Genomic DNA, 14538 nt, shown 5'->3' on the forward strand with positions numbered 1-14538 from the left:
GTTATGCATGACAAGAAGGTTACTGATAAAAAAATAAAACACAGATCCGACGTTCCGGTCATCATGCAATTGGAAACCCCTGAATGCGGAGCAGCCGCCCTGGCAATGGTGATGGCTTACTACAACAAGTGGATCCCCCTGGAAAAGGTTCGGGTTGATTGCGGAGTTTCACGTAACGGTTCCAATGCCAAAAACCTGCTGGCAGCCGCCAGACACTACGGTTTTTCTGCTGATGGTTTCCGTTGTGAAATAGAGAATCTGAAAGAAGACATTACCCTTCCCTGCATTCTCCACTGGAACCTGAATCATTTTGTTGTATTAAAGGGTTTTCGGGGAGATTACGCTTTGATCAATGATCCCGCAAAAGGAGATATCCGGATTTCCATGGAGGAACTGGACAGCTCCTTTACCGGTGTATGTCTCGAGATAACCCCGGGGCCGGAAATGAAGCCTTCAGGAGAACCCCCAAGCATTTACAGCTTTGTCCGAAGCCGGTTAAAGGGAACTCAGATTGCCCTTATATTTGTTATCATGTCGACCACCATAGGCAGCCTGTTCGGAATCATAAACCCTGCATTTACCAGATTTTTCGTCGACCGTCTGCTGACGGGGGAAAACCGGGAGCTGCTGTATCCCTTTATCGGAATCCTGGCCCTTACAGGTATAGCGGGTGTAGTGGTCAGCTTTATACAGTCGGTATACTCCCTCCGGCTGAACGGAAAGATGGCAGCCATAGGAAAAAGTGAGTATATGTGGAATCTTCTTAAGCTCCCGATACATTTTTTCTCCCAGCGTCTGGCCGGTGACCTGCAGCAAAGGCAGAATACCAATGCAGCCATTGCAGCAACCCTTGTCAACACCCTGACTCCTCTCATCATGCATACGTTTATGATGATCCTGTATCTTGTACTTATGCTTCGGTGGAGTGTGGTTCTGACACTGATAGGTGTTACCGGAATACTCATAAACCTGATAGTTTCAAGGATCATTACCGGAAAGCTTGTGAATATTGCAAGGGTTAAGGTCCGTGATCAGGGAAAGCTTGCGGCTTCCACCATATCCGGCATACATATGATAGAGACCATTAAAGCCAGCGGTTCAGAAACCGGTTTTTTCCAAAAATGGGCAGGTCTTCAGGCATCAGTTAATGCACAGACTGTCCGTTTTATAAGAATGAACCGTTTCGGTATGCTGATATCCACGATCCTTTCAGCATCCGCCAATGCCCTGGTTCTGATTCTCGGCGTCCTGCTCACCATGCAGGGCAGGTTTACTCTGGGAACCATTTTGCTGTTCCAGGGATTTTTAGCTTCCTTCATGAGTCCCGCCAGGGAGATCATTTCCACAGCAAACGGTCTTCAGGAAATGCGTACGGATATGGAACGCGTGGAGGATGTTATGCAATATCCCGAGGATCCGGTTTTTTCGATGATGCCGGATTCCACAAGTAGCAAATCATCAAAGCTTACCGGAGATGTCGAATTAAGAAACATCGTTTTCGGATATTCACCCCTGGAGGATCCTTTGATAAAGGATTTTTCCATGCATGTGAAAAAGGGAGGCAGTGTAGCTCTGGTGGGCGCCTCCGGCTCAGGCAAGTCAACATTATCAAAGCTTATATCCGGACTGTATCGTCCCTGGAGCGGAGAAATACTTTTTGACGGAAATGAAGCCTCTTACATAAATCGCAATGTTTTCACCGGTTCTGTGGCAGTGGTTGATCAGGACATAGTTCTCTTTGATGACACCATAGCCGATAACATCAAGATGTGGGATAACTCCATAGAGGACTTCGAGATGATACTGGCTGCCAGAGATGCTCAGATTTACGATGATATCATGGCCCGGGAAGGCGGCTTTTACAGAAAGATGGCAGAGAACGGCAGGGATTTTTCCGGCGGTCAGAGACAAAGGCTGGAGATAGCCCGGGCTCTTGCCCAGGATCCCTCCATCATGATAATGGATGAAGCAACCTCTGCCCTTGATGCCAAAACAGAAGCTGAGCTCGTGAAAGCGATAAAGGACAGGGGCATCACTCTTATCATCATAGCCCATCGTCTGTCCACCATAAGGGACTGTGACGAAATCATAGTACTTGAGGATGGAAGAGTGGCAGAACGCGGAACCCATGAACAGTTGATGTCAATGGAAGGTGCTTATTCCCGTTTGATCAAAAACGGTTGAAAGGAGAAGAGATGAGCTGGTTTGGTGAACAGATCTCTCAACGTATAAAATCGGATCAGACGGCCATGGACGAGTCTCTCCGGCACATAGCTTCCTCAATCCTGGGAAAACAGACGGAACAGGATGACGACGAGACCACACCTGCGGAGGCCATGGAAGAAATCCTGAAATATTATCATAAAAAGCCGGTTGAAATCCCGGCAGATATTACGGATCCGGATGAACAGCTGTCGTATTCCACACGCTCCTCAGGACTCATGAGTCGCGAAATACAGCTTTACAGGAACTGGTACAGGGATTCCATGGGACCGGTGCTTGCCTTTAGGAAGGAGGACAACACCCCCGCGGCACTGATACCGGGAGCCTTTTTCGGATACAGCTTTTACGACCCGGAAACAGGAAAACGCGTCAAGGTTAACAGTGATACCTCGGCCTGTTTCAAAGACAGAGCCCTGTGTTTTTATAACCCTCTTCCCAACGGAAGACTCGGTGTTACTGACCTCTTTTTTTACCTCAGTGATTGTCTTGACCTTAGTGATTATATGGTGCTTATATTCCTTTCACTTTGCGTGACACTACTGGGACTTTTGATGACGAATCTGACCAGGGCACTTACCGGATTTATACCGGAAAGCGGAAACCTGTCACTTCTTACAGGTACAGCAGTCTTTATGTTTTCAGTCATCTCAGCTTCCGGTCTCATATCCATGGGTCGTCAGCTGATGATGGATCGCATAAGCATTAAAACCTCGTTTTCACTGGATGCCGCCATGATGATGAGGGTAATGAATATGCCGGCAGGCTTCTTCCGGAATCATACCTCCGGTGAACTGGTCAGCCGTTATAACACAGTGGGACAGGTCTTCGGCCTTCTGTTCGGAAATGTTTTTTCCCTGGGGATAAGCGCTCTTTTTTCGCTTATGTACATCGCACAGATTTTCCGTTTCACAAGAGCCCTGGTGCTGCCCGCCATCATCCTCATGTTGGCAGGGATCATCATCAGCATAGTGACGGGATTGATACAGCTTCGCCACAGTTACCGGATAATGGAAAGCGCCGCTAATGAAAACAGCATAAGCTTCTCACTGATAAGCGGCGTTCAGAAGATACGACTTTCCGGTGCAGAAAAAAGAGCCTTTGCCAAATGGGGACATGTATATGCGGATACCGCGAAGCTTGTCTATAACCCTCCGCTGGCCATCAGAGGCGGTCAGGCAATCTCAGCTGCTGTCAATCTGGCCGGGACCATAACTCTGTTTTATATAGCTGTCAAAAGCGGCGTGACTCCTTCCGAGTATATCGCTTTTAATGCAGCCTACGGGGCGCTGATGGCAGCCATCACTTCCTTTGCGGGAATAACTCTTTCCGTAGCAGGGATACGGCCGATCCTTGACATGGCAGCCCCTATCCTGGAAGGAGAACCCGAGTCCGCGGTCAACCGGAAACAGGTACTGAAGCTCCGGGGGGATATCGAACTTTCCAACGTATCCTTCCGCTACCTTCCCGATATGCCTTACGTCATCCATGATCTGAACCTGAAGATTACGGCAGGAGAGTACATAGGAATCGTAGGAACCAGCGGCTGCGGAAAAAGCACTCTGGTACGGCTTCTTCTGGGGTTCGAAAAGCCCGACAGAGGTGCCGTCTATTATGACAACAGGGACCTGAAAAACCTGGATCTTTCCTCTGTACGAAGGTGTATAGGCACGGTGATACAGGACGGAAGCCTTATTCAGGGAGATATTTTTACAAATATCAGCCTGGCATCCCCCGGCTTAAGCCTTGAAGAAGCCTGGAAGGCAGCGGAGATAGCCGGCATAGCTGATGATATTCGGAGCTTCCCCATGGGAATGCAGACTCAGATTTCAGAGGGACATGGAGGCATTTCCGGAGGTCAGAAACAGCGGCTTTTAATCGCCCGTGCGGTAGCCTCAGACCCTCAGGTTCTCATATTTGACGAAGCAACCTCAGCTCTTGATAATGTCACGCAAAAGAAGGTAGCCGAGGCCCTGGACAAGCTCAGATGCACCCGTATCGTCATAGCCCATCGTTTGTCAACCATCCTTAACTGTGACCGTATACTGGTTATGGATGAAGGCAGATTCATAGAGGAAGGAACCTATGAAGAGCTTCTAAAAAAGAATGGAGTTTTTGCGGAGCTTATATCTCGTCAGAGACTTGATACATGATATAATAGATTCAATGAATATCGTATTTTATCAAGCCATAAAGGTTTGAAGAATTATTTTAAGGAGGATAAAAAAATGTCAAAACCCGAGAAACTCAATGATGAGACTTTAAAGAATGTATCAGGAGGTGCTATCACTTCTGATGAAGCATTGGCAAAAGCTTTGGCATATGTCAATCTTAAAAGTACCGATATCGATTTTGCCAAGCCTGTAGAGCTTGATTACGAGCACGGCAAGAAGGTTTATGAAGTCAAATTCTACCAGGGCGGCGTAGAATACGAGTTTGATGTAGATGCAGAAGACGGAACAATACTGAAATATGAAAAGGACTACGACTAACAAACAAAAATCAAGTTTTTGGGGAGACCCATCAAGTCTTCAGCACACAACCATCCGCATATGGATGATTATAATTATAGGGGCGCTTTTTGCGCTCCTTCTTATAATGCCTGTGAGAGGCGTGATGAATGCCGTCAACCGCCTGGATTATATTTCCCAGCGGCTGGATGATTATCCGAGAATGAAAGCCTCACATATTCAGGAAGAAGAAGAGTGGTGGAACTGGTGGCTGAAAGAGGTTTATGACAAGCGGGCGGAACAGGCATCCTTCATTTTTGATTCAGACGAAATGCACGAAAGCGAAGGGGAAAAACTTGCTTATATAGAAGATATACTCCGTGCCGAAAAGGCAACTGTGATCTCACCGGAAAGCTACCGGGACATAAGCGGACAAAATACATCTTCCGAACAGGGCTTTGCCTGCGCCAGGATTTCTGACGGACGCTATATACGGCTGGATTTCCCCAATGATATCCAGAATGAACGGGATGCTTTATCAGAGACCGAATATTCACTTCAAAGTCAGCTTCAGGCCGGTCTTCCCGGATACATCTGTATTTTACAGGATGGCAATCTTTCTGTTTACCCGCAGGATGAAAAGGAAGAAACATTAAAAAGCATAATTTATGATATGCTGGCAAACGGTACACTTGATCCTGTGGCTCTTTCGGAAAAAGCTAGACACAATGGTCAGAAAACTGCCACAAAGGTGGTGCTGAATCCTAAGACAGGAAATATACCGTCCAATAAATATCTCATCTACAGCGCGGCATATTCGGACAATGAGGAATGTGTCATCAATGTATCCGAAGTAGCTGTTTTATTCCGTTTCGCACGAAAAAGAAGCTGGGCACTCTGGTTCCTGTTAAGCGCCATTATGGTCCTTCTCGGTTCTGTAATCTGGAAGACCCGTTTATATACGCCTGATATCCCTGAGGGGGAGGAATATAAGTTTGCGGTAAAAAGAAGTGTTTCCGCTATGTTTATGACCGGAATACTTATTCTTGGAAGCGTTCTGGTAATCCAGATGATAAGCGGTGTAAACCTTGCTCAACAGGGTGCAACAGACCAGGCAGAATATCTGGAAAAGGTACTGCAGGGGGAAAATGAAAGAGCTGCCAGAATCGAAAGAGAATTTGATAATATGTATCTCTATCGGGCGGAAATGGCAGCGAGATTAATTGAGGATAACCCAAAATTAATCAATGTGGATTCGCTCCATAGTATGGACCACTCCCTTGGCGGTGCCGGCATCCGGGTATTCAATACCGAAGGGAAACTGATTTCCACAGACGAATTGCTTCATAATGCAGTTGATAAAGGCATGAAATACACTTCTGCCGAAAGCCAACTATCACAGCCGGGTAAGAATTCACAATGGTCTCCTGAGTCCACGGATGACTCCTCTATCAGGTATTACAGGGCACTCATGGAGGATGACAAGGGAAAAACCACCGGATGGGTGGAGCTGTCTGCAGAAGAGCGTCAGCTCAGGGAGCTTCAGAAAGAAACCGGAATCAGGGAAATCATCGGAGATCTTCATATACTGGACACCTTACATTCTGTGGCGGTGGAAAAGACAACCGATGGCAGGATAATCGCCAGCACCTGGAAAAACTGGGTAGGAGACCTGGCAAAGGATCACGGAATCCATACAGAGCTGCTGTATGACGGTTATGAAGGAATAGTCGGCTTTGAAAGCAATAAATGCTATTCTGTTGTTTTTTCCTATGGCGACTGTTTTGTGATCGTAGGCAGTGAAAATGAATCAGCGTTAGTTTTTCTGGAGGGTGTTCTGATCCTGACCCTTTTACTGTCGGCTCTGACTATGTTCATGGTATATCAACCTCTGGTGAAGCATACATTCAGATATCAGAAACAGGCTTTCATTTCAGGAAATCAGGAGGAGTTCTATACTTCAAGGAGCGAATATCCTGTGCTTCTTGAATACGTTCAGAACTTCATGATAGCTGTATTTCTTTTATCTTCGGTGCTGTTTATTTCCACAAATGGTAATACTGCCGGATTGACCTATAATATTGTCCGCGGAACCTGGAGCCGTGGCATTAATGCCACAACCATCACTACCTGTATAATGCTTGCCAGTGTTGTCTTTGCAGCACAGCGTCTGATAGACATCATTCTTATAAGGCTTGGCAAATACCTAAGTCCCAAGGGTATGACTATCTGCAGGCTTATCGATAGTGGTCTTACTTATGTGGGAACCATCGTTCTGATCATCTATGCTCTTTCCATGTTCGGTGTCAATACTACGACTCTTATTGGAGGTGTAGGGGCAACAGCCTTGATCTTTACTTTGGGTGCAAACAGTCTTATCGCGGATGTGCTGGCAGGAATTTTTATTATTTTCGAGGGGGATTACACTGTAGGAGATATTGTTGTGATCGATGGTTTCAGAGGTTACGTCACAGACATAAGCATGCGTACTACTAAGATCATGGATGATGATAACCATGATGTGAAGATCATTAACAATAGTGCCATAAAGGATCTTACTAATCAGAGTCGTGTTAATTCGGTTGTGATCGTTGATATTCCCATCAGTCGTTCCATTGGTCGTGATGATGGTGAGGTGATCATCACAGAGGCTCTGAAGCTGCTGCCCGAGAAATATCCGAAGATTATCGGGGAGCCTGAGTACTGGGGTGTTTCCAAGCTGCCTGAGAAGAATCCCTACACCGGTAAGCTTGGGGGCTTCAAGGCGCGTATCGCTTTTGAATGTCTTGAGAAGGACCGTGAGATGCTGACGTATCAGGTTTATCGTTCGCTGATCGATCTGGTTTGTGAGTTGAATGAAATTCAGGCTAAGGAAGAGAAGACTTAATTAATTAGACACGCAAGGTTGCTTATTCCGGGCAACCTCGCGTGTCTTTTTCTTACTAAACAGCTTTATATTTGAATATCCGGCGGCTACTCCTTATGTAGCTCGTAATAGGAGCTGCCGAATTCTTCGCAACGCTCCAGGAGGAGGTTTCCGTCAACCATGGAATAGTTGAAGGTTACTGTGTCGATGCTGTCGTTTTCAAAATCAAGGGTCAGAGTTTCTGCATCTATGGTGTAGCGGAAGTTATACTTGTGTCTCGGGAGTATCAGGGTGCCTTTTCCGTTTTCCTTGAAGGAATAGCGGGTTACATCGTCAAGGCTCCAGTCTCCGGTGAGGTCTTCGAGGGTTTCCTTGCTTATGGTGGAGGGAGTGGCTACCTTTGCGCTATGCTTTTTGATTTCAGAGGGAGTGGCCTCTTGTTCTGACAATCCTTCATCATCGGATTCATCAATCTTCACTATTTCTGACGGGGTTGCCGACTCTGATTTTATATCAGAGCCGGTTTCCATATCACTTACGATGTCGGTTTCTTTATCCGTTTCAGCTTCATTTCCTAGAGTATCGTTTATAGATGCTTCTATATCTGTACCGGTCTGTGTATCAGCCCCGTTTTCAGCAAAGGAGGAGAGTGACACTGCAGAAAGAAGCAGTATCGCGGCAAGGGTTAAGCTTGCTAGTTTTATCGTCAGCTTTCTCATATGAATCTCCGTTCCGCCGCATTCACTTTGCAGCACAAATAGTTTTGATAAGAATCTTTCCCATTAAATCTCATCTATAAACGCAACATTTCTCTAACAAACATATCCGGGTATTTTCAGCTCCTCATTTGACTGCCGGTTTTCCGTCCCAGGTTCCATCGGTATTTACATAAAATCCGTCAGGTGTCATTACGCCCATATACAGATGTCCCTGATTCATGCCCGGTACTGTTTCGAAGTAATACCACTTTCCGTCAATCATGTGCCAGCCTGTAAGCATTCGGCCGTCTTCGCCCTTGGGATTCAGGTAGTATCTGCTTTCGTTCCAGTCGAACCATCCGGTTTTCATGGCTCCGGTTCCGTCAAAGAAGTACCATCCGGGAGTTCCGTTATAGTAGATCATCCTCCATGAATCCCTGACTTCTTTACCGTTTTCCATGTAATGCCAGCCGTTAATGTCTTTGTTCCAGGCGCCGGTATTTCCGGTAGAAGTAGTCTTATCAATAATGGTAGTGCCCGAAGTTGATTCGTAGTCATCTCCATGATCATTATCGTCATCTCCGTATGCAGGTATGATCTCAGTTCTTGTATGATTTCTGTTACGAAGGCATGTATAAGTCCTGATGCCGTCTCTGTACCTTGTGGGATGATTTGTCACGGTGCCTTTATCCCATTCATGTCCGTAGGCCTCGATCACTACAGAACTGTCGTCGGTTATTCCCGAGTGTCCTTCGGCGTCCCGGAACTTTCGTCCGCAGCCTGAGCATTCATAGTACTCAATGTTTCCGTCTTCGGTGCAGGTGGCGTCCCTGGCCTCAACTTTCTTCATACTGTGTTTTCCTGTAGCAGGAATAACTTCAGTCTTTGTATGACTGCTATCACGCTGACAGGTGTAGGTTCTGACGCCTTCTCCGGTTTCTGTCGGTGCTGTGGTAACTTCGCCCTTATCCCATTTGTGCCCAAGTGCTTTTTGGGTAATGGTCTGCGGATCTTTGATTTCTACAAGTTCCGTACCATCCTCAAAATAGAGTCCGCATATCGAGCATATATAGTACTCATAATTTCCATTTTCTGTACAGGTCGGATCCTTTTCCTCCACGTAAGTCATGTCGTGAGCATGCGGCGGATATATTTCCCAATGTGCTGTAAGCCCTATTGCCATGGTCACAGGCTGATCAAAATCAAATAGGTCATCTCCATGATACCAACCAAGGAATCTGTGTTTATTCCATACCGGATCCAGGGGCTTCGGAACCGTGTCTCCGACTGCGAGACCGGTTACGCTATCAACAGCAGAACCACCGTCACTGTCAAAGTCAACGGTAATGGAGGCGCCCGCACCAACAGTCACAGCACAGTCCGGACTATGGTAATGGTTATTATCGGCAATCCTTCGTACCAGATATATTCCCGGTGTTACGTATACTTTTTCTGTGTAAGCAGTTGTGTAAGTTCCATTATTGTCAGCCTTACGGTATTCCATTTCCCTCGGCACCAGGCCGCTGATGATACCGTCTCCTGAATCCTTATAGGACTCAGCCCGGGTGATGAGATTCTCAGGTGCCTTTTGCTGTGCCTTTTCAATGATTACACGTTTGCTGCCTTTCACCACATCATCTCCTGATTTGATGTAGTAATAGACTATGTGGGTGCCGGCACCGGCAGGGAGATCCGGCAGAGTGGCAGATGTATAACCAACATTTGGATTACTGTAATTTTCATCCGTAAGTTCAGTAGTCGTGTTGTAATATACTGATGCATCTGAAGGAGCAGTTATTTCAATGTTGAAGCCCTTGTATGTCAGCTCATCACTGAACACTCCGTATTTATCCTTTGAGGTTACAACAAGAGTCTCTGTTACGGTATAGATACCATCATTAGTTGTAACGGTATAATTAGGATTATTTCCGGTTACTGCGACGGTTATACTATATCTTCCCTTTGTAGTCTTATCCGCGTTTGTTGAAACACTAACGCCTGTCAGACTTTCTCCCTCAACTATTCCGCTGACTGTATAGGTTACTTCTGTAAGAGTAGCATTAACCGGGCTTGATACATCCACTGCTGAAACCGTTACGGGACGTGATCCGATAACTACTTCTGCAGAACCACCCACTTCGGTTTTCCCCTTAATACGATAGTAAACTGTATAGGTACCTGCATTCTTTGCGGTAGGAACCTCAGAACTCCAGCTGCCGTTTTCACCAAGTCTGTATTCAAGCTCGCCGGAAGCATTACCGCCGGTTGTAACCAGGGCCTGATTCTGTCCGTTGTAAATGAGATCCCCATAGGCTGCCGGTGGGGTAGTGTGATCGGAGCTTACAGTTACCGATGCATTGGCATTAACACTGTTGATACCGTCAAGTGTATAGAATCTGTATAAAACATTTCCGTTGGTATATGGCAGTGCCGGTCCTGTAATGTTGTTTGCTGTATTGGCCGTGAGAGTCCTCGTAGTCACAGGTTCAGTAGTATTTCCAGAATAAACTTCCACCCAATACCGAATGTTTTGCCCCTGAGTGTCTGTCTTCGGAGTAGCCGTCCAGGCAGGTGTGGTTCCTCCCGCGCAGGTCTGAGTTGCGGGAGTGATATTAAGCTCTTTACACTGCGCATGCCTCCAGGTATTGGTATTGCCATCAACGGTCAAAGCAGCATTGAAAACATCAGTGATTTTCGTGGCAGCGCTATCAACCAGCACACCCTCCTGAGTAGTATTGGAAGAGATCACTACCTTTGTGCCCAATGTTCCCGTGTTACTCATCTGACCGAAAACATTGATACTGTCGAGTAAAATATTTCCGCTGTTTTCGGCAGTACCCAAAACACTCAGATAAAGCTCCTTGAAAAGTCTGTTAGTACTTTCCATAGGTGTCAATGTTCCGGTTCGGCCATTGTTCACTATCGCCACTTCAGCCGCCCGCAGGGTTCCTGCATTTTGAAGGTTTCCTCCGGCATTAAGAGAGAAGTAGCTCTTCATTGGAGTTCCCAGCTTGACCCTCTTTTCCCTTATAAGAGGCTGATCAACTGTTGCCTTTATGGGGATGATAGCCTCTTCTACAGGACAGAGATAAATATTTCCGGCAGAGGAATTGACCAAAGTTCCGTAGCACTCAAAGATTCCCGGTACCATAACTATGTCACCGGTGTTCTCGAGACGTGCAGAAGCACTTGTGGTACCGTCAGCCGCCCTTCCCACGTAGAGGTGTCCCATATAAACGCTGTCCTGGGTAACATCATCCTTCCATGAAATCTGTATGCCCTTGTGATAAGTGAAATTACCTTTATCAGGATCCTTCGATTCAATAAGGTCGGTATACTTACCATTGTTAATTATGGTTCCCATGCAGTAAAGCTCACCATAGGAGAGGAGACAACCATTATTCTCCAGAGTTCCCCCTGCCTTTATATTAAGCACCGCATCTTTTTTGTCACGTATGGTTGGGGTAGCCGGATCTATGGGCTTTCCCTCAGTTCCTTCTATAGTCAGCACACCGTTATTTATGATTTTTCCGCCGGATTCTATGTTGATGATTCCGTTGTTCAAATCCGGTTGGGCCGGGGTGGTTTCTCCCTCAGCAGGCGGAGTGGTGGAGGCCGCATCATATTCCACTTCCAACTGACAAGTTTCGTCTATTATGAGCGTTCCGCCGGATTCTATAGACATCCTTGCATTGTTACCCACCGCAAGCTCAGCACCTGTAGTGTTGAAGCCATCCTTTATTGTCAGGGTAGCATTTCTAACCGTCAGGGCTGCGGCATCGGTTGACTGATGATTTGCAATCTGGATGTCGAAGCTGTTTACATCAAAGATTACCTTTCGACTGCCACTGTAACCAGTACCATCAACCAGAAGGCCTTCCAGCACCGGAACTTCACAGATCATCTTTATGGGTGAATCATTATAGTCTGTCCAAGCCAGCGCTTTTCTGAGTGACCAGAATTCAGGAGCGCTTGCTCTGGGACCATCCTCATTCACAACCTCAAGCTCCAGATCAGAACCCTTTACGGTATAGCTTGTAACTGTTGTGCCCGCTGGCATCTTTTCTTCGTTGTAATACCTATTAATCCATTTTTGTTCAAGAGTTGGTGTAGTTGTGCCTCCCGATCCCGGAACATAAGTATCACCAAGATCAGGATCATAGTCCTCAGTCTGATCCACGTAGAACTTAAGCTTAAAGTCAGCCGTTATCTGAGTGGGATCCGTAGTTCCGGTATCCGCACCTGCCACAAGAGTTCCGGAAGACATAAGGATGATATCCAAATAAGGCTTATCCATCTGGTCTCCGGAAGTATCTTTAAGAGAAGCCGCATTATTTGCAAGAGAGTACACACCACTCTTGTTACCGGCTGCATCAGAAAAAGTTTTCGCTCCGTTAGAACCACCCTGCCCTAAGGTGACCATAAGGGCAGCATTACCCTCCTGTTTAACATGAAGAAAGCTGTTTGCCGGCGCATCAGTGATAAGATCACTTACATCCACACGGATGATGACATAACTGCCGTCAAAGCCCGAAAGCTTAGTGTGGGTAGTACCATCCTGTCCCTGCTCTGATATGATCTCATAACGGAAATAACTGTAAGGCGCATAAAGACTGCCTCCCGAAATAGGTGTGAACGTCGTCGGTCCCGTCTTTTTCTCATAAGGAACAGCGGCACCCATGATGATAGCGGGAGATTCCCGGGTAGGAGCATTCAGATTATCTTTAGAGAGGCTGGAGATACCCAAAGTGGCAGTTGCCTCCTTATCACCTTTTACAGCTACAACCGAATAAACCCCGGGATAACTCCCGGGACTGATTCCCGGATGTGTTGTCTCAGTTATCAATTTAGCATCTCTAGTATAAGCCGTATCAGCCAAAGCCTGTCCCGACAAAAACAATACCCCTATTATTATCGTCACTAATAATCTAATAATCTGTTTCATACAAATCACCACAATCTCTATATTCCCCGCCCCGAGAGGCGGATAATCGCACTAATCCATATCTACATCATATATATCGACAACAATTAATTTTATATATTATTTTACGCCTTGCATTTTCCGTACCATTTCAAAGTGTCAAAAACCACTGGATTATCCGCCCCTCATTTGCTAAGATAGAACGGTGATTGCATCATACACCAACGTGAGGTTGTGGCGGAATTGGCAGACGCGCAGGATTTAGGTTCCTGTGTCCCTGACGTGTGGGTTCAAGTCCCATCGACCTCAGAATTTAAAAAACGGCAGAAACCCGTATTCTCATTGGAATTACGTGGTTTCTGCCGTTTTTATTTTGTCCTGTTTTTTCGCCATTTCGGAAAGATGACCAGGTTGTTATTCTTGTACTTAACATCGGACATCGCAGAGATGTCTACTCATGATTTACCCGGATTCCTATATGACTCCGGGTTTTTGTTGCAAAAGCAATGAAAGATTTTTTCTTTTGATTCCGGATATGCAGAAAAAATACGTCAAACTTTCGGTACAACTATGCTATTATTATATATAAGATTTTGTTCGTGTTTTTATAGAATAGCAGGTTGAAATTATGAAAAATACAAAGACAACAATATCTAAACGTGCAGTTAAACTTCAGGCGCTTTCAATGGCGTTTTTCATGCTCCTCGCATTTCCAATGGAATCCCTCGCCTACACCATCATAGGAGAGGGAACCATCGCAAATACCGGAATGAGCGAACCCACTTACGCCATGAATCCAAACGCCCGGGGTATAGATGCTTCAACAATGACATTACAGCAGATAGAAGACGCAAAGGGTGCCTGGCTGTGGGCTGACACCACAGGAAACGGGCTGGCAGAAAGATACTATTTCCTGAATTCCGATTCTTATCTTGTCAACACCGTCACCCCGGATGGATTAACAGTGGATCCCCTTGGTCGGTGGACAGTTAACGGTCATGTCATGGTTCGTATGAGCAGTGATCAAAATGCTGTAAACCTGGCAAAAGTGAGAGCTGCCCAGCTGCACGGAAACAGCTTCACCGGAATATATTCCGGTCCCATAACGTTCCAAAACACAAAGACAAAATATTATACCATGGAGATTACAGAAACCTCCGAAACCGTGCTCAATGTACTTCTGCTGGACGATGATGGCCTTGATACAATCACCTACACCTACGTCGGCAAGAATATTCCTCATCCCGGCATCATAATGTTTAAATCAAACAAAAAGGATCAGGAATCATATTTATTATTCTCTGATTACAATACTATCGTTTATTACAATTACGATGGCAGTATTGCAGGACAGCTTTCAAAAATAGGCTAAGAATGGAG

Annotated in this window: 7 protein-coding genes and 1 tRNA gene; 6 read left to right on the forward strand and 2 right to left on the reverse strand. The window is 46.0% G+C overall.

Annotated elements, in window-relative coordinates; all coding sequences use genetic code 11:
* The first annotated feature begins 3 nt into the window (after positions 1-3).
* The 4 genes from T357_RS0113235 (at position 4) to T357_RS20430 (ending at position 7557) form a co-directional block, all read left to right on the forward strand.
* Complete coding sequence (locus T357_RS0113235; RefSeq protein ID WP_044916970.1) at positions 4-2184, forward strand: NHLP family bacteriocin export ABC transporter peptidase/permease/ATPase subunit; 2181 nt, start codon at positions 4-6, stop codon at positions 2182-2184.
* 11 nt (positions 2185-2195) lie between these two features.
* Complete coding sequence (locus tag T357_RS0113240; RefSeq protein WP_031553539.1) at positions 2196-4373, forward strand: ATP-binding cassette domain-containing protein; 2178 nt, start codon at positions 2196-2198, stop codon at positions 4371-4373.
* A gap of 75 nt (positions 4374-4448) precedes the next feature.
* Positions 4449-4712, forward strand: a complete 264-nt coding sequence (locus T357_RS19375; protein WP_031553542.1) for a PepSY domain-containing protein — start codon at positions 4449-4451, stop codon at positions 4710-4712.
* A gap of 124 nt (positions 4713-4836) precedes the next feature.
* Positions 4837-7557, forward strand: a complete 2721-nt coding sequence (locus tag T357_RS20430; protein ID WP_049962428.1) for a mechanosensitive ion channel family protein — start codon at positions 4837-4839, stop codon at positions 7555-7557.
* Between the two features lie 86 nt (positions 7558-7643).
* Here the strand turns inward: T357_RS20430 and T357_RS20435 are convergent, their stop codons facing one another.
* Both T357_RS20435 and T357_RS20440 read right to left on the reverse strand, forming a co-directional pair.
* The gene (locus T357_RS20435; protein ID WP_031553544.1) at positions 7644-8255 is read right to left on the reverse strand and encodes a DUF5640 domain-containing protein; all 612 of its coding nucleotides are present in this window, start codon (positions 8253-8255) and stop codon (positions 7644-7646) included.
* Between the two features lie 124 nt (positions 8256-8379).
* Positions 8380-13179: an MBG domain-containing protein gene (locus T357_RS20440; protein ID WP_155991447.1), complete on the reverse strand. Its 4800-nt coding sequence runs from the start codon at positions 13177-13179 to the stop codon at positions 8380-8382.
* 207 nt (positions 13180-13386) lie between these two features.
* On the opposite strand from T357_RS20440, the gene T357_RS0113265 reads away from it, so the two are divergent.
* Positions 13387-13467 (forward strand) — tRNA-Leu (locus T357_RS0113265).
* A gap of 319 nt (positions 13468-13786) precedes the next feature.
* Positions 13787-14530: a hypothetical protein gene (locus tag T357_RS0113270; protein WP_031553546.1), complete on the forward strand. Its 744-nt coding sequence runs from the start codon at positions 13787-13789 to the stop codon at positions 14528-14530.
* Positions 14531-14538: the final 8 nt, after the last annotated feature.

Origin of the sequence: Oribacterium sp. FC2011 (assembly GCF_000701645.1) — a bacterium.
Taxonomy (GTDB): Bacteria; Bacillota; Clostridia; order Lachnospirales; family Lachnospiraceae; genus Oribacterium.